Source organism: Hyphomonas sp. GM-8P, from assembly GCF_003263315.1.
Classification (GTDB): Bacteria; Pseudomonadota; Alphaproteobacteria; order Caulobacterales; family Hyphomonadaceae; genus Hyphomonas.
The window spans coordinates 1-16934 of sequence record NZ_AWFE01000077.1 but is presented as its reverse complement, the minus strand read 5'-3'; the positions used below and the strand labels follow the sequence as shown (position 1 = coordinate 16934).

At 61.5% G+C, this 16934-nt stretch carries 21 protein-coding genes; 11 read left to right on the top strand and 10 right to left on the bottom strand.

The genetic code is table 11. The annotated features are described in order from the left end of the window. Window positions 1-11 precede the first annotated feature (11 nt). Genes HY26_RS12055 through HY26_RS12040 form a run of 4 tightly spaced genes read left to right on the top strand, consistent with a single transcriptional unit; the run spans window position 12 to window position 3395 of the window. Window positions 12-938, top strand: coding sequence for an alpha/beta fold hydrolase (locus tag HY26_RS12055; RefSeq protein WP_112073716.1), 927 nt, complete (start codon window positions 12-14; stop codon window positions 936-938). A 47-nt stretch (window positions 939-985) separates the two neighbouring features. Next, entirely contained in the window at window positions 986-1897 is a 912-nt protein-coding gene (locus tag HY26_RS12050; RefSeq protein ID WP_112073707.1) for an alpha/beta fold hydrolase, read from the top strand. Beyond that, complete coding sequence (locus HY26_RS12045; protein WP_233351613.1) at window positions 1894-2598, top strand: DUF4336 domain-containing protein; 705 nt, start codon at window positions 1894-1896, stop codon at window positions 2596-2598. Before HY26_RS12050 ends, HY26_RS12045 begins: the two co-directional genes overlap by 4 nt. A 14-nt stretch (window positions 2599-2612) precedes the next feature. After that, window positions 2613-3395, top strand: coding sequence for a crotonase/enoyl-CoA hydratase family protein (locus HY26_RS12040; protein ID WP_112073706.1), 783 nt, complete (start codon window positions 2613-2615; stop codon window positions 3393-3395). Here the strand turns inward: HY26_RS12040 and HY26_RS19255 are convergent. From HY26_RS19255 to HY26_RS12020, 4 genes are all read right to left on the bottom strand, one after another. Further along, window positions 3291-3668 carry a hypothetical protein gene (locus HY26_RS19255; RefSeq protein ID WP_034761940.1) on the bottom strand — a complete coding sequence of 126 codons (378 nt, stop codon included), beginning with the start codon at window positions 3666-3668 and terminating at the stop codon, window positions 3291-3293. The two genes, HY26_RS12040 and HY26_RS19255, sit on opposite strands and share 105 nt — an antisense overlap. Window positions 3669-3788: 120 nt before the next feature. Beyond that, complete coding sequence (locus tag HY26_RS12030; protein WP_112073705.1) at window positions 3789-5498, bottom strand: DUF2207 domain-containing protein; 1710 nt, start codon at window positions 5496-5498, stop codon at window positions 3789-3791. Further along, complete coding sequence (locus tag HY26_RS12025; protein WP_034761936.1) at window positions 5498-6061, bottom strand: LemA family protein; 564 nt, start codon at window positions 6059-6061, stop codon at window positions 5498-5500. Before HY26_RS12025 ends, HY26_RS12030 begins: the two co-directional genes overlap by 1 nt. Before the next feature lie 63 nt (window positions 6062-6124). Further along, window positions 6125-6742 carry a GNAT family N-acetyltransferase gene (locus HY26_RS12020; RefSeq protein WP_112073704.1) on the bottom strand — a complete coding sequence of 206 codons (618 nt, stop codon included), beginning with the start codon at window positions 6740-6742 and terminating at the stop codon, window positions 6125-6127. A gap of 96 nt (window positions 6743-6838) precedes the next feature. Between HY26_RS12020 and HY26_RS12015 the strand changes: the two genes are divergently transcribed. Continuing rightward, window positions 6839-8092 carry a TCR/Tet family MFS transporter gene (locus tag HY26_RS12015; protein ID WP_034761930.1) on the top strand — a complete coding sequence of 418 codons (1254 nt, stop codon included), beginning with the start codon at window positions 6839-6841 and terminating at the stop codon, window positions 8090-8092. A 3-nt stretch (window positions 8093-8095) separates the two neighbouring features. Here the strand turns inward: HY26_RS12015 and HY26_RS12010 are convergent, their stop codons facing one another. Continuing rightward, a complete protein-coding gene (locus HY26_RS12010; protein WP_112073703.1) occupies window positions 8096-8350 on the bottom strand; it encodes a hypothetical protein in 255 nt (84 codons plus the stop codon). A gap of 113 nt (window positions 8351-8463) precedes the next feature. On the opposite strand from HY26_RS12010, the gene HY26_RS12005 reads away from it, so the two are divergent. Together HY26_RS12005 and HY26_RS12000 are read left to right on the top strand one after the other, a co-directional pair. Beyond that, window positions 8464-8994, top strand: coding sequence for a D-glycero-beta-D-manno-heptose 1,7-bisphosphate 7-phosphatase (locus HY26_RS12005; RefSeq protein WP_112073702.1), 531 nt, complete (start codon window positions 8464-8466; stop codon window positions 8992-8994). 80 nt (window positions 8995-9074) lie between these two features. Beyond that, window positions 9075-9809, top strand: a complete 735-nt coding sequence (locus HY26_RS12000; protein ID WP_112073701.1) for a bifunctional 2-polyprenyl-6-hydroxyphenol methylase/3-demethylubiquinol 3-O-methyltransferase UbiG — start codon at window positions 9075-9077, stop codon at window positions 9807-9809. Here the strand turns inward: HY26_RS12000 and HY26_RS11995 are convergent. From HY26_RS11995 to HY26_RS11980, 4 genes are all read right to left on the bottom strand, one after another. After that, window positions 9806-10243 carry an EVE domain-containing protein gene (locus HY26_RS11995; RefSeq protein ID WP_034761920.1) on the bottom strand — a complete coding sequence of 146 codons (438 nt, stop codon included), beginning with the start codon at window positions 10241-10243 and terminating at the stop codon, window positions 9806-9808. The two genes, HY26_RS12000 and HY26_RS11995, sit on opposite strands and share 4 nt — an antisense overlap. A 78-nt stretch (window positions 10244-10321) precedes the next feature. Next, window positions 10322-11140 (bottom strand): heme-dependent oxidative N-demethylase subunit alpha family protein, encoded by an 819-nt coding sequence (locus tag HY26_RS11990; RefSeq protein WP_112073700.1) that lies wholly within the window; start codon window positions 11138-11140, stop codon window positions 10322-10324. A 1-nt stretch (window position 11141) separates the two neighbouring features. Further along, the gene (locus HY26_RS11985) at window positions 11142-11768 is read right to left on the bottom strand and encodes a class I SAM-dependent methyltransferase (RefSeq protein ID WP_034761917.1); all 627 of its coding nucleotides are present in this window, start codon (window positions 11766-11768) and stop codon (window positions 11142-11144) included. After that, window positions 11765-12472: a hypothetical protein gene (locus HY26_RS11980; protein ID WP_034761913.1), complete on the bottom strand. Its 708-nt coding sequence runs from the start codon at window positions 12470-12472 to the stop codon at window positions 11765-11767. Before HY26_RS11980 ends, HY26_RS11985 begins: the two co-directional genes overlap by 4 nt. Before the next feature lie 178 nt (window positions 12473-12650). Here HY26_RS11980 and HY26_RS11975 point away from each other — a divergent pair, with 178 nt between their 5' ends. Next, complete coding sequence (locus HY26_RS11975; protein WP_112073699.1) at window positions 12651-13553, top strand: DMT family transporter; 903 nt, start codon at window positions 12651-12653, stop codon at window positions 13551-13553. Further along, entirely contained in the window at window positions 13553-14299 is a 747-nt protein-coding gene (locus HY26_RS11970) for an N-acetylmuramoyl-L-alanine amidase (protein WP_112073698.1), read from the top strand. The genes HY26_RS11975 and HY26_RS11970 overlap by 1 nt, the downstream gene beginning before the upstream one ends. Here HY26_RS11970 and HY26_RS11965 read toward each other — a convergent pair. Further along, a complete protein-coding gene (locus HY26_RS11965) occupies window positions 14296-15228 on the bottom strand; it encodes a YihY/virulence factor BrkB family protein (RefSeq protein WP_112073697.1) in 933 nt (310 codons plus the stop codon). The genes HY26_RS11970 and HY26_RS11965 overlap by 4 nt on opposite strands. Before the next feature lie 454 nt (window positions 15229-15682). Here HY26_RS11965 and HY26_RS11960 point away from each other — a divergent pair, with 454 nt between their 5' ends. Both HY26_RS11960 and HY26_RS11955 read left to right on the top strand, forming a co-directional pair. After that, window positions 15683-16585 carry a CHAD domain-containing protein gene (locus tag HY26_RS11960; RefSeq protein WP_112073696.1) on the top strand — a complete coding sequence of 301 codons (903 nt, stop codon included), beginning with the start codon at window positions 15683-15685 and terminating at the stop codon, window positions 16583-16585. A gap of 102 nt (window positions 16586-16687) precedes the next feature. Then, window positions 16688-16934: hypothetical protein (locus tag HY26_RS11955; RefSeq protein ID WP_112073695.1), on the top strand; the 247-nt coding region annotated here is incomplete at its 3' end.

The following is a 16934-nucleotide window of genomic DNA, read 5'->3' as shown; positions in this document are numbered from 1 at the left end:
AGGAGATGGCCATGCCGCGTATCAGGGCGAACGGACTCGAATTCGAATATGAAGAGACCGGTTCACCCGATGACCCCATGATGCTTCTGGTCTCCGGTTATATGGGCCAGATGACAGAATGGCCGGACAGTTTCAAACAGGCCCTGGCCAATACGGGCAGGCGAGTCATTGTGTTCGACAATCGCGACATCGGTCTCACACGTTCGGTCGACGATCCGGCGCTCGAGGACCAGGTACCGCCTCCCATGGAAGAGCTGATGCAAGGCGCCGCCGAAGGCCAGCCGGTGCATGAGCGGGTGCCTTATGTGCTGGACAACATGGCCGAAGACGCCGCTGCGCTGATCGAAGCACTTGGCGCGGATCAGGCCGACGTGCTTGGCCTGTCGATGGGCGGCATGATCGTACAGCTCTTGGCGCTGAACCATCCTGAGCGTGTACGCACATTGATGCCGGTCATGACGACATCAGGCGACCCCGCCCTGCCACCTTCTGAGCCAGAAGCCCTCGAAGCCCTGACGGCCGAACCTGAAAACGAAACACTGGACGCTATAGGCGACCTGGCAGTCAGCACCTATCACGCCATCGGATCTCACCCGGACCTGCGCGCGCCGGATGCAGACCTGAGAGCCTCCGCCATGGCGGATGTGCAGCGGGCAAACCGTCCCCTCGGCCTCGCCCGCCAGTTTGCAGCCTTGTTGGCCCAGCCGCGCTGGCATGACCGGCTTGGCTCCATCCAGCAACCGACCCTCGTTTTGCATGGTGCGGTGGACCGCCTGATTCCGCCGGAATGCGGCAGCGATATTGCCCGGCGTATCCCGGGTGCAGAAATCAGCATCATCGACAAATGGGGACATGACCTGCCGGAAAAGGTTGCGCCCAAACTGCTGGCGGAAATCATGCCATTTCTGGAACGCGCGAGGCACGCAGAACCTGCATGATTGCGAAAAACCTGCCATAAGAAATCAGACACCCCGGGAGGAACGACATGGCGAAAATCAAGGCCAATGGCATAGAGATCGAATACGAGGAATTCGGATCTAAGGACGATCCGCTCATGCTCCTCGTCATGGGATTTTCGAGCCAGATGATCAATTGGCCGGAAAGCCTGATCAGAGGCCTGACCGATGCTGGCCGGCGGGTCGTGATTTTTGACAATCGCGACATCGGCCTCAGCACCGAATTCGAAGGCCATGTTCCACCGTCTCCGCGCGACATCGTCAAAGGGATTGCGGCCGGAGAACCGATGCATGAAAAAGTGCCCTACCTGCTGGACGACATGGCGGCTGATGCCGCCGCACTGATCGAAGCACTCGGCGCAGACAAAGCCGATGTCATGGGGGTCTCCATGGGGGGCATGATTGTCCAGCTGATGGCGCTCAATCATCCCGAGCGGGTCCGCACGCTGATCCCTGTGATGACAACGTCCGGCGACCCATCGCTGCCTCCGGCCACGCCAGAGGCGACCGCCGCGCTGACTGCCGTTCCGGAGGAACGCACGCCCGAAGCCATCGCCGATCTCGCCGTCAAAGGGCGGGCCGCTTATGGTTCCCATCCGGACGTGCGTACGCCGGATGACGAAATTCGCGCGAGTGCAACTTCGGCCATGCAACGATCAGACCGGCCCATGGGCGTCGCCCGGCAATATGCTGCCATTCTGGCCCAGCCCCGCTGGCACGACCGCCTTGGCAGCCTGGATCTGCCAACGCTCGTTCTGCACGGCGAAATGGATAATCTGATCCTGCCTGCGGCCGGGCAGGACATCGCGCGGCGTGTTCCCAATGCCAACATCGAGATCATCGAGAAATGGGGCCACGACTTGCCGGAGGCCGTCATGCCGGTCCTGCTGAATCGCATCGTGCCATTCCTTGGCCAAACCGCGCCATCAGGGCCAGCATGATGCTTGAACCGGTCGACACAGACCTATGGCTGACCGAAGGACCGGTCGTCGATTTTCACGGCTTCCCCTATCCTACGCGAAGCGTGATCGTGCGATTGCCAGATGGAACGCTGTGGGTTTGGTCGCCTGTGGCGCTGACGCCTGAACTGAAAAAGGAAGTGGATGCGCTTGGCCCGGTGGGTCACCTCGTCAGCCCGAACAAGATCCACCACCTTTACCTGACCGAATGGCATGCCGCCTATCCCGAGGCGAAACTCTGGGGGCCAGCCTCCACGATCCGCAAACGGAAAGACCTACCCTTCCAGCCCGCGCTGGAAGATGTCCCCCCCCGTGACTGGCAAGGTGTGTTCGAACAGGCGTGGTTCCGCGGCTCCTTCTTCATGGACGAGATCGCCTTCGTCCACCGGCCGACCGGTACGGCCATCTTCGCTGACCTGTCTGAACACTTCAGCGACAGCTTCCTGGCACGCTACTGGAAAGGCTGGAAGCGACTGATCGCGAAACCCTGGGGCATTGTGGTCGGCAAGGGTTATGCCCCGCTGGAATGGCGGCTCAGCTTTACAAACCGCACGCCCGCACGCGCGGCATTCGGCAAAGTCGCCGCCACGCATCCTGACCGGATCATCATGGCCCATGGCGAGTGGGTGAAGACCGGCGGAGAAGCCTTTTTGCGCCAGGCCTTTGCCTGGCTGATCCGCTGATTAGGAAAAGACACATGACGACGCCCGCGCCTCCCGGTATCCGAACAGAAACTGATGGCGAGGTCCTGATCGTCACCATCGATCGCCCCGAGGCCCGCAACGCGGTCGATCGGCCAACCGCCGACGCGCTCTACGAAACGTTCAAATCCTTTGACGCGGATGACGCCCTTTCGGTGGCAATCCTGACCGGTGCGAACGGAAATTTCTGCGCAGGTGCCGACCTGAAAGCCGTTGCCGAGGGACGGGGGAACAAATCCGTACCCGATGGTGATTACGGCCCGATGGGACCATCCCGGCTGGAGCTGTCCAAGCCCGTGATCGCCGCCGTCGACGGGTATGCCGTCGCTGGCGGGTTGGAGCTTGCCTGCTGGTGTGACCTCCGGGTTGCCTCGCCGGGGGCGAAGTTCGGCGTATTCTGCCGCCGCTTCGGTGTCCCTCTGATTGATGGCGGCACGATCCGCCTGCCCCGGCTGATCGGCGCGTCCCGGGCAATGGACATGATCCTCACGGGCCGGGAAGTCGGTGCGGAAGAGGCGCTTACCTTCGGTTTGGCCAATTATGTATCGGAGGAAGACTCCGCTCTTCAGAAAGCGCTGGAGGTCGCCCGAAGGATCGCCGCATTCCCGCAATTCTGTATGCGGACGGACCGCACCTCGGCCATAGCGCAATGGTCCCTTCCCATGGACGAAGCGTTACGCCGGGAGATCGCAGGTGGCCTGCGCGTCATCGAGATGGGAGAAACCCGGAATGGCGCCAAACGTTTCGCCGCCGGCATCGGCCGCGGCGGCGTCTTCTGAGAGGTAAGGCGCACCGGGCCGCTCCGTCAGGCGGCGGCCCTGCCACAGCGTGAAGAATCCGATCCCGACCCAGATGACATTGATCGTGGTCGATGGGATGGCGCCGTTGTAGCCGCTGTTGATGATGAACCCGGTCGCGCCGACCACGTTCATCACCTGATAGGCTTTCGAGCGCCCATCCATCTTTCCGGCGGAAAGCATCAGGTAGGCAATCAGGATGAGAACGGCACCGGCCCAGCCGGACATCTCAATGAGCAAGTGCGTAACAGACATGGAGCGCCTCGCGAGTCCGGTGTATTTTCGCCCCGTAGTCTCACTTTTCTTCTCACGCAATCATAAAATTGCACTGCCTTTGAATTTTCATTTTTCTGCCGCCGCGCCGGCCGGAAATGTTTACCAGCCGCCACCGCCGCCACCACCGCCGCCACCACCAGACGAGCCACCGCCTCCCCCACCAGACGAACTGGAACTCTGCGGCAGGGAACTGGAGACGCCCGTGTTCATGCTGGACATGATCGCATCGTTCATGCCTCCGACATTGCTGAAGGAGCGATTGCCGAACTGGCCCCAGGCCGGGGCATAGTTTTCTGCCTCCGCAGGTAGTTGGTGTTCAAAGTATTTTGTCCACGGCTTTTCCACGTTCAGCGCCACAGCGTATGGCAGAAATCGTTCATACCGCTCCAGGCTCATGGGCGGCGGCGCGTCGCTGCCGACCTTGACGGCATTCATCTGAAGCTTTTCGGCGGTTTCGAGGTAAAGACGGAAACCCTCGATTTCCGTACGGATTTTTTGCCCTTTCACGGTTGGCGCCGGCATAAGGTACATGAAAAGCCCGTTCAGGCCGGCAAAGGCCAGGACCACCAGCGTATGCCAGCCGGACCAGTTGGTTGCCTGGAATATGGCGAATGCCACCGCTGCGATGGTCATCACAGCCGCGGCCAGCGTGTACCCGATGTTCCAGCGGAAATAGGCGCTGCCGTATTTGCGGGAAAGCGCGCTGCGGAATTTCTGATACGCCGAGGTGAAAGTCGCATCATACTTTCCGCCAAGGGTACGCTCGGTCAGCCCGCCAAACAGGCCGGCATCGAGGACTGCCTCATCGGGGGTGATCGCCGCATTGCCACCCTGCTTGCGCGTCAGCGTGGTTTCCTTCTTGCTCGAAGCATCTATGTCGACCAGCCCCTTCACGCCCATGCCGATAAGGGTCGAAATCAGCGCGCCATGCCCGCGCAGGCCGCGATAGAAAATGTAATGCGCCGCGGCGGGAGAATAGCCATCCGGCGGCTCGTAGCGCGGAAAGACCGGCCCTTTGGGCGGGTCCTGACCCACCTTCTGAAACCCCGACATCAGAAACCAGAAGACCCCGCAGAAAGACGCGACCAGTATGGCCAGCGCTCCGTTGCGCAACCACCAGAGCGTCCCCTTGTCGCCAAGGGACGGGGGCGCAATCGTCCCCTTGGGCATCGACACAGATACCGTCATGCCTTCAAACCGGGCCATCGGGCGGGTCGTCTCAAAGACGAGCACATTGCCATCCTGCCGGTATGAATAGTCCTGGCCCACGTCTCCGGACTTGCCGGTATAGGCGATCGCCTCCGTCACTCTCGCCCCGTCCGGGACCGCTATCCGGGCCGAAGCCGCTTCAATAGGGAACAGCCAGTAATTGCCCGTGACGTTCCAGTAGAGCTCGTCATGGCTGTCGAAATACCGGATCTGGTTCTTCACCTCGTATTCGATCACATAGGTGTGGTCGCCATAGTCGAGAAGCACATCGGCATCGCCGATCCGGATACGATAGGCATTTCCATCGTGTTCGACCGTGTAGGGTTCCTTGCTGCCGTCCCGGCGCACCCGGCGAATGTCATACTGGTAGGGTAGCTTATCGTCCGGCTTCAGATCGTCTGCATAATAGCGCGGCAGGTCTCGAAAGATGCCGCGGCGGATGTCCCGGCCTTCGACGGTCACATTGATCGTCTCGGTGACGATGATATCGCCGTCCTTCTGGACATCGATTCCAACATCGAACCGATTGATCTTCTCCTCAGCGCCCGCCGCCAGAACAAACAGGCAGGCAGCCAGCGCGCCTAGCAGGTAACGCAGCATCAGCTTGCGCCTCCGAGGTCGACCTTCGGCAACGCCCGCTCGGGCATGGACACTTCAAAGAACTCCCGCGTGCGGAAACCGAACATGCCTGCCATCAGGTTTGCCGGAAAACTCTGCACACGCGTGTTCAGCTCGCGCACGGCACCATTATAAAACCGGCGCGCCATCTCGATCTTGTCTTCGGTGTCCGCCAGCTCCTGCTGCAGGTCCAGGAAGTTCTGGCTGGCCTTCATGTCGGGATAATCTTCGGCCACCGCCATCAGTTTCGCGACAGGCCGCGACAGCTCGCTTTCCGCTTCGCCGCGGCTCGCAAGGTCATCCCCGGCGGCGAGCGCCTTTGCCCGTTTCTCCGCGATATCGGCGAACAGTTCCCGCTCATGCGTGGCGTAGCCCTGCACGGTGTTCACGAGTTGCGGAATCAGATTGGCCCGGCGCTTCAGCTGGACGTCGATATCGGACCAGCCATTGTCCGCCATCTGAGATTTCTGAACGAGCCCATTATAGATCAGGATCACGCCGATGATCAGCAGGATCAGAATGGCGCCGGTTATGTAAAGTCCCACGAGTCGCGTCCTCCAAATCTGGAAGATTCATGCATATCCAGCATTGGCCGCGCTGTTAAGGTGTCAGCCCTGCGGGGACCCATGCGAGGCGGCCCATTCCTGTCGCGTCATTTCCCACACCAGAGATTCCCGTGTCGTGCCATCGGGCCGGGTTGAGGTGACCTGACCCATTCGGTGAAAGCCCATGCCGTCCAGCATGCGCTGTGTGATCACGTTGTCGAGGCTCGCCGTCTCACAGATCAGGTCCAGGTAAAGCACTTCGAACATCCAGGTGAAGGTCTGCGCGGCGCCTTGCGTTCCGCTGCCCTTTGAATGCAGCGATGGATGCAGGCCACCAGCGATTTCGCCCGCGGCCCATTCCGGCCAGATCTGGATATCGGAATAGCCCATGATCCGGCCGTCTCCGGCATCCCGCACGAAAAGCAGCCCCTCCCCGCGCGCCCGCTGGGCGATATGATCCTCGATGAAATTGCGGACATTCTCCACGTTCAGCGGACGTGGCAGGGAGTAAATCGGCGCATTCACCTTCGGCTCGGCGAACAGGGCATAGAGCCCGTCCGCATCTTCTGGCCGTGCAAGACGGGAATCGCGAAGCATTTCCGCCCCGCGAACCGCGGCACGGATGCCCTCAACCTGTTCCGGCGGGGCCGGATGGCGCGTGATCGGAATGCCCTCCGTCATGACAACATACTGCGCCTTGGCTGATGATCCGGCAATCCATGACGATACGTCAAAACCGATTGACCCTTCCGGCGGGCAAGGCCAAACCTGCCAGCCATGTCGGACAGCGCCTCTCCCAGAAAGCACGGCAAGAACGCCTTCTTCTTCGTGATCGTGACGGTCGCGCTGGACATGCTGGCCTTTGGCCTCATCATTCCCGTCATTCCCGCGCTGATCCGCGAACTGGCGCATGTGACGTCGGAGGAAGCGACGCTCTGGCTCGGCCCTCTGGCAGCGACCTATGCGGTGATGAACTTCCTGTTTGGTCCGGTCATGGGCGCGCTGTCAGACAAGTTCGGCAGACGCCCCGTCCTGCTGGCCTCGATTTCGACGCTGGCACTCGATTTTCTCATCATGGGCTTTGCCCACAATATCTGGCTGTTGTTCCTTGGCCGGGCCCTTTCCGGCATCTCCGGGGCAACGTATTCGACCGCCAATGCCTACATCGCGGATGTGACAACGCCGGGGGATCGGGGCCGCGCCTTCGGCATGATCGGCGCGGCTTTCGGGTTTGGCTTCGTGTTCGGCCCGGTGATCGGCGGCTTCCTCGGAGAGATCGACCCGCGCGCGCCTTTCTTCGCAGGGGCCGGCCTGGCCTTGCTGAACTTCCTCTATGGCCTGGTCGTCTTGCCGGAATCGCTGGCGCCGGAAAATCGCCGTGCCTTCGACATTCGGCGCGCCAATCCGCTCGGCGCTGCAAAGCATTTCTCCAAACTGCCGCATGTCGGCTGGTTCCTGATTGCAGCCGGCATCTTCATGCTGGCGCACACCGTCTTCCCGTCGACCTGGAACGTCTATTCCGAGATCCGCTACAACTGGACACCGAAGGAAATCGGTTTCTCGCTCGGACTGGTCGGCGTAGGCGCTGCCGTGGTGCAGGCCGGCCTGATGGGACTGATCCTCGACCGGATTGGCACGGTGAAAACGGCCCTGCTGGGGTTCGGCGTGAACGTCGTGTCGTTGTTCGCCTACGCATTCGCGAGCCATGGCTGGATGGTCTACGCGATCATTCCGTTCGGCGCGCTGGGCGGTGTCGCCTCCCCCTCGCTGAACTCGCTGATGTCGACCGTGACCCCGGCCAATGCGCAGGGCGAGCTTCAGGGTGCCTCTTCCAGCCTGAATGCGATGGCCATGATCATCGGACCGCTCACCATGAACGGCGTGCTGTTTGCTTTCACGCACGACGGCGCAGCGGTTCACTTTGCCGGCGCGGCCTTCCTGCTCGCCGGAATGCTTACCCTCGTTTCGCTCGCACCCTTCATGCGCGGCGTGGCCGTCAACCGGGACGCCATTCCATCCTCAGCCGAATAAGCGTCAGGTCTTCTTGCGCATCATGAAGCCGCCTGCGAGGCCGAGTACTGCTCCGCCAGAAGCCCCTTCCAGCAGCGCCATCAGCAGCCCCGGAGAGCCCCCCTCCGATACCGGGTGCAAGTAAAAGAACACTGCCATCGCGCCGATCATGCCCCCAAGCAATCCGCCGGTCATGTTCCCGCGGGTGAGGCGCGCGGCCAAGAGACCGGCAACGATACCGCCCAGGGCGCTCAGCAGAACGGACACTAGAAAACCCATCGGCACAATCTCCCGGCAGGCCTGCAACAAACGCTGACTTCCTGCCGGCGTCCACCCCCGCCTGCATTCGCCGCAGTTGCCAGCGACGGGAGATACAGGCAAAGACCGGCCCGATGGCTGAAATGCGTCCTGCCCTGTTCCTCGACCGCGACGGCGTGATCAACGTCGACAAGGGCTATGTAAACCATATCGAAGATTTCGAATGGGTCGAAGGCGCGGCTGAAACCATTGCGGCCTTCAACAGGCGCGGCTGGTATGTTTTCGTTGTGACCAACCAGTCCGGCATTGCGCGAAACTACTATACCGAAGCGGACATGCATGCGCTGCATGAATGGATGCAGGCAGAACTCGCCAAGGCCGGCGCTCATATCGACCGGATCTACTATTGCCCCTACCACGAAGCAGGCGAAAACCCTGCCTACCGGAAGGACAGCTTCGACCGCAAACCAAAGCCCGGTATGCTGCTCCACGCCATGTCGGACTTTCCGGTGAAGCGGGAAATGAGCTTCATGATCGGCGACAAGGAAGCCGACATGCAGGCCGCACGCGCCGCAGGCATCGCCGGCTTTCTCTTCAGCGGCGGGAACCTCGCGCAGTTCGCAGAATGGACCCTCGCCAGCTTTGAAGAAGGCAACCGGGGGTAACCAAAAAACGACTTCACGTTGAGGTCCATCCCATGCTATGGGCAGGCGATGATTTATCTGTCCTCTGATTGTACCCGGCGATGAAAAACTACGGTCCGGAAACCTTCGGCGAGCTGAACGCCGACGAATACGATTTGCTACACAATCCCGGCACGACACAAGCCGCTATTGATCTGCTCTCTGAATTTGCCCTGACTGGACGCACTCTGGAATTTGCCATAGGCACCGGACGTGTCGCACTGCCCCTGGCTGAACGCGGTTGCAACATCGAAGGCATCGAAGCATCTCCCTTGATGGTGGAAAAACTGCGCGAGAAGCCAGGCGGACAGAACATTCCCGTCACCCTCGGCGACATGTCGGACGTCAAAGCCGATGGCAGCTTCGATTTCATCTTCCTGATCTTCAACACGCTCTACAATCTCACCAGTCAGGCGGCGCAGGTGAAGTGCTTCCGGAATGCCGCTGACATGCTCGCGCCCGGCGGAGCTTTCCTGGTCGAGGCCTTCGTGCCGGATCTCTCCCAGTTCCACGACCATCGCAGCGTGAAGCCGCGCCACATCAGTTTCGGCGCACTCGCACTGGAGGCCGCCATTCATGATCCGGTGACGCAGAAGATCGACTACCAGGTCCTGCGGGTCACACCTGAAGGGACCAAGCTGACGCCGCTGCCGATGCGCTATGCCTGGCCACAGGAGACCGATCTGATGGCGCAGCTTGCCGGGCTCGAACTCGAAACCCGCTGGGGCGGCTGGGACAAATCCCCTTTCACGGCCAACAGCCGGATGCACATCTCCGTCTACCGGAAGCCCGCTTAGACGGGCTTCAGTGTCTTCGGGTCGATGCCGCCCATTTTGCAGACTTCTTTCCACTCCGCCGCGGTGACCGGCTGAACGGACAGGCGGAATGAAGTGACGAGGCTCATCTCGCTCAGTTTCGGATTGGCCTTCACGTCCTTCAGGCTGACCGGCTTCGGCATTGGCGCCAGCGCCTTGACCCAGACACAGTCCCAACGCGGATCATCCGTCGTCGAATCCGGTGTGCTTTCCTTGCAGACCTCTGCAATACCGACGACTTCGAGTCCCTTGTTGGAATGATAGAAGAACAGCCGGTCACCGAGTTTCATCTCGCGCATGAAATTGCGAGCCTGGTAATTGCGGATGCCGCTCCACTCCTCACCTTCATCCCCCTTGGCGACCTGTTCGTCCCAGCTCCACGCATCAGGTTCGGATTTGATCAGCCAGTATTTCATTGCGTCTTCCGTCTCTCATTCTGCGATGTCTGATTCGGACTGAGGCATAACGTGGTTGCCCCACTCAGAAAAGGTATGTCAGGAAAGGCGGCCAAGCGCAGCACGCACCAGCCGCTCATAGGCTGGCCAGCCCTTGTAGGCTGCCAGTGCCTTGTCTGTGCCTTCCCATGCTTGCCGGAACGCATAGACACGATCCGGCGAAGACAGCGCGGCCGCGAGCGGATCGACCGCAATGCGGATCGTAAACAACAAAAGGCCGCTGTCCGGCAATTTCGAAATCGTCTGCCGCTCGACACGAAGATGCAGCACATCCAGTGCCGCCTCCTCCGGCGTCGCAGCCGCCAGCGCCTTCAACGGCACGGCGCTTGGCGTGAACCGGGCGTCGCCAGCCTGGACGGTCCAGTTGAACCGTTCCAGCACCTGCCCCGGACGCAGCGCATCGAACATGCGCGCGATCCGCGAGACGAGGCCGGGATTGGCATCCGGAACTGGATCATGAAGCCCTCCGAGCGGCTGGCCCGCCTTCTCCGACAAAAGCCAGAAGGTCGGTGCGACAAGACTCGCCGCCTCCAGACACCAGAGACCATCTTTACCCCGCTGAAGCAGGCACAGATCATCGGAGACGCGCGCCGCCGCGGCTTCCAGTGGCGTAGGCCAGCCTTCCGCCGCTGGCGGAAGGTGCCGGGTGACGTAGTCCGCCGCTTCTGCCAGCATTTTTTCCGGCAAACGCGAAACAAAAACGTCCGCGCGCCGCTCTTTCATGATCCGCCGCTTTTCCGGCAGCCAGACCTCTGCCTCCGTATCGGGTGCGATCAGGTTTTCTGCTGGAATAGGTTTCAGCCCCGGCGCAAGGCTCGCCGGACCGGAAAGGAATGGCAAATAGGGTGGTTCCCGCATGTCAGGCCGGAACGGCAGAACCCCAGGAGCAGAAGCCGGCAATCTTCGGAGTCCCCGGCAGGTACATGGTCTCGGAGTCTTTCAGCTCGAACCCTGCTTCCTCAAGCATCTTCCGCGTGTCGCGCGTCAGGTGGCAGCCACCCGCCAGAGGTTTCCAGATCGGCTCAACCCGGCGCTGCCATTTCGCGACGCCTTCATCCGGCGCCAGGCCATGCTCGGAGAAGATGATCTTGCCGCCAGGCTTCAGCAGGCGGCGTGTTTCCTCCAGCGCGCCTTTCCAGTCCGGAATGGTGCACAGCACGAAAGTGTAGACGACCGTATCGATGGAATGGTCTTCCAGCGGGACAGATTCCGCGCCGGTCTCCAGGAATTCGATATTGTTGCCATAACCAAGCGCGCCTGCCGTACGCCGCGCCTTTTTCAGCATGCCTTCAGATGGTTCCAGCGCGTAGAGGTGCTCCACCTTGTCCGGGTCATAATAAGAAAAGTTCGTGCCGCTGCCGCAACCGATTTCCAGCACCTTCCCCTCTGCATGCGGAATGACTTTCTCGCGCTGCTTCATCATCGGCTTCGATGCGCAGGCGCATGAAATCAGGTTCGGAACGACATATTTTTCCCAGGGATTCACTGTTTCGTCTCCACGCCGGGCTGAAAGCCGGGATAGGCTGCCCGTTGCATCAGCAGGCGCGTCGGCTCGGTCGGCCGGGCGACCAGCGCGTCCTGCGTGATGTTCACATCGAATTCATACCCATCGCCCATCGGCATATAGGTCGCCGAACCATACTGCGCGTCTTCCAGGCCGAAACGCGCCCCTTGCTCCGCTGCGAACTTGCGGACATCGAGGCCGGGATTGGCATAGAGGCGGATGCCATGGGTTTCCGCCTTGGTGACGCCTTCGGTCGAGTAGCGGTTCGAATACCGCCCTTCGAGATATTCCAGCCGGTAGACCGAGTCATAGCCCAGCATATTCGCGAGCGGCTTGAACTTGATCACCTGCGCGCCCATCGAGAACTCGTCGCCTGTCAGCGTGTAGATACGCGGTTCCACTTCCTGCGGCACGGTGAGGGTCGCCTGATAGGTATTCGGCTGGCCAGCCACCGCATCGAAGCGGATATGAGCCGCATCCCGCTCCAGCGTCAGACGTTTGTAGGTCTGCAAATTTAGGCCGGACAGCGCAACAATCCCGGCCAGGCCGAGGAAGCCGACGCCGAAAATCAGCCGGCCGCCGCCACTGACCGGCTTCAGACTGGCCAGCTTGCCGAAGCCGGCAAACAGCAGCATGAGCCCGATCACGCCTGAAATTGCTGGCAGAATCCACCAGATCAGAGACATCCACCTACTCCCAAAAGGCCGCCGGACGCCGGCAGCTTAACCGCTCACCCTTAGAAACATTAACTTAAACCCAGCCTGAATGCGGCCACAAGTGTACGCATGAAAGTCGCCTCAGGTTCCCCGGCGACCACCTTCACACACTCTGCCCAAACGGGGAAAAGCCTGATACGGGGCAAACATGAACTTTCGCGACTTTCTTCTCCTGTTCGGCGTCTGCCTTGTCTGGGGCCTCAATATCGTGCTGACGCGGTGGGTAGTGGCGGATATGCACATTCCGCCGCTGTTCTTCGCCGCCGTCCGCTTTGCCGGGGTGGCCCTGTTCCTCATCCCGTTCCTGCGTCCGATTCCGGACAAGCTGTTCACCCTGCTCCTGATCTCGGTATTGATCGGATCGCTGAACTTCGCCTTGTTGTTCCTCGGCCTGCAATCGGCGGAAGCTTCCGCCGTTGCTGTGACCGGACAGCTGGGCGTGCCGATCTCCACGCTGATGAGCATGGCGTTCCTTGGTGAAACGATTGGCTGGCGCCGGGGGCTCGGCATCATGCTGTCCTTTGCTGGCGTTGTGTTGATTGCGTTCGACCCGTCGAGCTTCCAGATTTCGGTCGGCCTGATGTTCGTTGTCGGCTCCGCCTTTATCGGGTCGTTCGGCGGTATCCTCATGAAGAAGATGCCACCGCTGACAGGCCTGCAGGTTCAGGCCTGGGTCGGTTTGTTCAGCTTCGCGCCGCTGTTTGCCGTCTCCTTCCTGTGGGAGCGCGGACAGGTGGATGCCTATATCCATGGCGGCTGGCCTGTCTGGCTGGCGAGCCTGTTTGCCATCGCGGGCGTTTCCATCTTCGGCCACGGCGCGTTCTACACGCTGATCAAGAAGTATGACGTCTCCATGCTTTCCCCGCTGACCCTGATGACGCCGATCTGGGGCGTCGTCTTCGGTGTGGCCTTGCTGAACGAGCCGACTTCGCCAAGGCTGCTGATGGGCGCTGTCATCGCGCTGGCCGGTGTGTTCATGATCGCGGTACGCCAGAACACTCGCCTTCCTGAAGCCGCCCTCGGGCGGAAAGCCGGCGCCGGAGACAGCTGATGGAGATCATTCTCTCGCCCAGCCCGAACTTCGATGACCGCAAGCATGCCGTGGACATGCTTGTGCTGCACTATACCGGCATGGTGACGGGCCAGGCCGCGTTTGACCAGCTTCGCAACCCGGAGGCAAAGGTCTCCTCGCATTACCTCCTCTGGGAGGATGGCCGGGTGGACCAGATGGTGGCCGAAGACCGCCGGGCCTGGCATGCCGGGGTCTCCAGCTGGCAGGGTGACGAGGATCTGAACTCGCGGTCCATCGGCATCGAGATCGTCAATGGCGGGCATGATTTCCCGCAGGCCGATGGCACGCTGCCGCCTTACCCCGCGGCCCAGATCGATGCGCTGATCGAGCTCTGCCACCCGATCCTGGCGGCCCATGACATTCCGCAGACGCGGATTGTCGGCCATTCGGACATTGCCCCGCTCCGCAAGCAGGATCCCGGTGAGCATTTCCCGTGGGTGCGGCTCGCCCGCGCTGGGATCGGCATCTGGCCGGACACTGAGGGGGCGGACGTTTCGGGCAACGGCCTCTCCCCCGGTGACAGCTCGGCCAACGTGCGGCGGATGCAGGAACATCTCCTGCGCATCGGCTACGGCATCGACCTCACCGGCACCTATGATGAGCGAACCGAAGCGGTTGTCCGCGCCTTCCAGCGCCGCTGGCTGCCGGAGCGGGTGAACGGCAGCGCCGATACGCGCACCCTGCGCCGGATCGATGCGATCCACACGCTTTACACCGCAGACTAGCCTTCCCCACCGAGGTTAATGTCGTCATCCTCGTCCTCTTCCTCGATCAGTTCCGGCTCCGCCTGACGGGACGCCCATTCGGCCGTCAGCGCCGCGCCGAAGAGGAGTGAAGACACAGAGGTCGCCAGCCAGATAAAGCCGAGAATCACAGAGGCCAGCGCGCCATAAAAATTGTCGAGCGCGGTGAATTTCAGATAGAGGTGAAAGCCCCAGGTGGCGATCACCCAAGTGAGTGCCCCGGCGGCTGCGCCAGCTGCTTTCGCCCGGTTCCCCCTCAGGCGCCCGTGCAGGGCGACGGCGAGGATCATGTAGAAAATCGCGAAACAGGCAACCCATTTGCCGAGCCAGAGCTGCGAGGCAAGGTGGCTCACCTGCAGCGCCACATCATAGGCGATGAAGCCCTGCTTCTCCGTGATGAAGGACAGGATCAGCTGCAGCGCGCCGAGCAGCCAGACCGTGAGGATCAGGAGCGCCGTCATCAGGATCGACACGCCCTGGAACCGGATGATGCGGGTGCGCCGCTCGGATCCCGTCACCATGCGGATACCTGTGATCGCCGCCTTGGCGCCGGAACTTGCCGTATACAGAACGATAATCACTGCCAGCAATGCACGCAGGGTAATGCCTTGAGGGGTCACCTGCCGGATGGTTTCAAGATCCGCCCGCGACAAGGGCGCGACCGCCGAGACGAGCACTTCGTCCACCGTTCCGGCGAGGCGCTGCGACAGGTCCAGCGGCAGAAGAGCGAACAACAAGCTCAGCGTCAGGTAGACGATCGGGAAGATCGAGAACAGCGCATAGAAGCTGATGCCACCGGTGACGATGCGGACTTCCGGCTTCGACAGGCGCATGATCGCGCCCCAGACCGGCTCGACGGCCCAGACTTTCAGCCAGTCCGGCAGGGGCAGTTTCTCAATCCATGGCCGCATGGGAATCCTGTCGCTCCGGGAAGTTTGAGCCGGGAGGGTTGGCATTTGTTTAAGCCGGTTCGGAGGGCTTGGCCATGCAACCTCTTTTCTCAGCACCCTTGCGCGGTAACGCCTCGGCGTTCCGGCGAGTTTCCTGATTGTGGGTTGGCTCAGCCCGTGTCCGGATCCGGCCACCGTTTCAGCGCTTCGAGCAGCTGCACGGTCAGCCCGACGGAGACGAGGGCGATGGCGGCGGGCATTCAGTGCGTGTTCGGGATCGGCGGCACGTGCGGCCTTGCTTCGCCTGTCGGGCTGCGCCATTTGTTGTGGCTGCAGACGAACAGAAGTTTTATGGGCATGGCATCCGCCATCACGGTCTCCCATCCCCCACCCTGATTCCACTCTCACGCGTATCGCTTTGGCGGCGGCCCTGCGTTGCGATACATAAAGCCTTCGCCGCAAACGAGACACCGCCTTGTCCTATTCCTTTCGCCTGTCCGATCACTCCCTGACCCATGGGGTGCGCCGCATTGCGCGCAGCCAGATCGAAACGGCGATTGCCGAGATTGACGATCAGACGCTTGGCCCGGTGACAACCGTCCACCAGTTGCGCAAGCGCTGCAAGAAAGTCCGCGGGCTCGTGCGCCTCGTGCGGCCGGGCTTCAAGGCGTACGGCGACGAGAATGCCGCTTTCCGGGACCTGTCGCGCAGCCTGGCGGATCTGCGCGATGCCGGCGCGTTGCTGGAAACCGTCACCGCGCTGGAGGCCCGGTTCGGCGAGGTGATCGGCGGGACTTTCTTTGCCGATGTGCGCGAGACGCTCGCCGCCGCCAGTCCGCCGTCGGATGATGCGGACGTGACAGAACGGCTGGCCGCCGCGCGGGACGCCTTCGAGGCGGCCCTCGCCCGTACCCATGACTGGAAAGTCAAAGGCGAGGCACCGGACATTCTGGGCCGCGGCGTGGCCGAGACCTACAAGCGCGCCGTGAAGACACTGAAGCAGGTTGAAGACGACGGCACGCCGGTCGCGTTCCATGAATTCCGCAAGCGGGTGAAGTACCACTGGTATCACATGCGCCTGCTGAAACATGTTTGGCCGAAAATGATCCATGCACGGATCGTCGAGGCGCGCCACCTCGCCACGTCGCTGGGGGACCTGCACGATTTTGCGGTTTTCCGGCTGACCGTATTGCCGCTGATCGAGCGCACAGATCCCAAAGTGGGCGAAGTGCTGGGCGGCCTGATCGAGGCGGAAGAGCAGCGCCTGGCACCAGATTGCCTGCACCACGGCCACCGCCTGTTCGCCGAAAAGCCCCGCCCCTTCGGTGAGAGCATCGGGGCGTACTGGACCACCTGGCAGGACACCGCCCAGACCTGATTGGCGGCTTGATTTTCGCTTGAATCCGGCGGCGTCCGGTTCTATCTCCCCCTTCTCTCGTGTTGCCGCGGCTGCTGACCCCGACAACATGAGGAAAAGACGATGTCACACCCCGCAACGCGGGCCGCACGCCGCGTGGAAGCCCGCAACCACAATGGCGACCGCAAGGTCGAGCCGACCTATCGCGGCTTCGAGCAGAAAAACTGGAAACTGATCTACCGGCGGGCGAACAAGCTTGGCCGCGCGCGCCAGATCGGCAAGATATGGCCGCACCGGGAATGGGAGACCCTGATGGCGGATGCCATGCCCATAAAAGTCCTGTTCGTCTGCAGCCACAACAAATGGCGCA

Excerpts from the sequence above, each read along its gene's own strand:
- HY26_RS12050 (WP_112073707.1), top strand. The coding sequence starts at position 986 with ATGGCGAAAATCAAGGCCAATGGCATAGAGATCGAATACGAGGAATTC.
- HY26_RS12015 (WP_034761930.1), top strand. The coding sequence starts at position 6,839 with ATGTCGGACAGCGCCTCTCCCAGAAAGCACGGCAAGAACGCCTTCTTC.
- HY26_RS11995 (WP_034761920.1), bottom strand. The coding sequence starts at position 10,243 with ATGAAATACTGGCTGATCAAATCCGAACCTGATGCGTGGAGCTGGGAC.
- HY26_RS11990 (WP_112073700.1), bottom strand. The coding sequence starts at position 11,140 with ATGCGGGAACCACCCTATTTGCCATTCCTTTCCGGTCCGGCGAGCCTT.
- HY26_RS12020 (WP_112073704.1), bottom strand. The coding sequence starts at position 6,742 with ATGACGGAGGGCATTCCGATCACGCGCCATCCGGCCCCGCCGGAACAG.
- HY26_RS12030 (WP_112073705.1), bottom strand. The coding sequence starts at position 5,498 with ATGCTGCGTTACCTGCTAGGCGCGCTGGCTGCCTGCCTGTTTGTTCTG.
- HY26_RS11975 (WP_112073699.1), top strand. The coding sequence starts at position 12,651 with ATGAACTTTCGCGACTTTCTTCTCCTGTTCGGCGTCTGCCTTGTCTGG.
- HY26_RS19255 (WP_034761940.1), bottom strand. The coding sequence starts at position 3,668 with ATGTCTGTTACGCACTTGCTCATTGAGATGTCCGGCTGGGCCGGTGCC.
- HY26_RS12000 (WP_112073701.1), top strand. The coding sequence starts at position 9,075 with ATGAAAAACTACGGTCCGGAAACCTTCGGCGAGCTGAACGCCGACGAA.
- HY26_RS11980 (WP_034761913.1), bottom strand. The coding sequence starts at position 12,472 with ATGTCTCTGATCTGGTGGATTCTGCCAGCAATTTCAGGCGTGATCGGG.
- HY26_RS11970 (WP_112073698.1), top strand. The coding sequence starts at position 13,553 with ATGGAGATCATTCTCTCGCCCAGCCCGAACTTCGATGACCGCAAGCAT.
- HY26_RS12045 (WP_233351613.1), top strand. The coding sequence starts at position 1,894 with ATGATGCTTGAACCGGTCGACACAGACCTATGGCTGACCGAAGGACCG.
- HY26_RS12005 (WP_112073702.1), top strand. The coding sequence starts at position 8,464 with ATGGCTGAAATGCGTCCTGCCCTGTTCCTCGACCGCGACGGCGTGATC.
- HY26_RS12055 (WP_112073716.1), top strand. The coding sequence starts at position 12 with ATGCCGCGTATCAGGGCGAACGGACTCGAATTCGAATATGAAGAGACC.
- HY26_RS12040 (WP_112073706.1), top strand. The coding sequence starts at position 2,613 with ATGACGACGCCCGCGCCTCCCGGTATCCGAACAGAAACTGATGGCGAG.
- HY26_RS12010 (WP_112073703.1), bottom strand. The coding sequence starts at position 8,350 with ATGGGTTTTCTAGTGTCCGTTCTGCTGAGCGCCCTGGGCGGTATCGTT.
- HY26_RS11965 (WP_112073697.1), bottom strand. The coding sequence starts at position 15,228 with ATGCGGCCATGGATTGAGAAACTGCCCCTGCCGGACTGGCTGAAAGTC.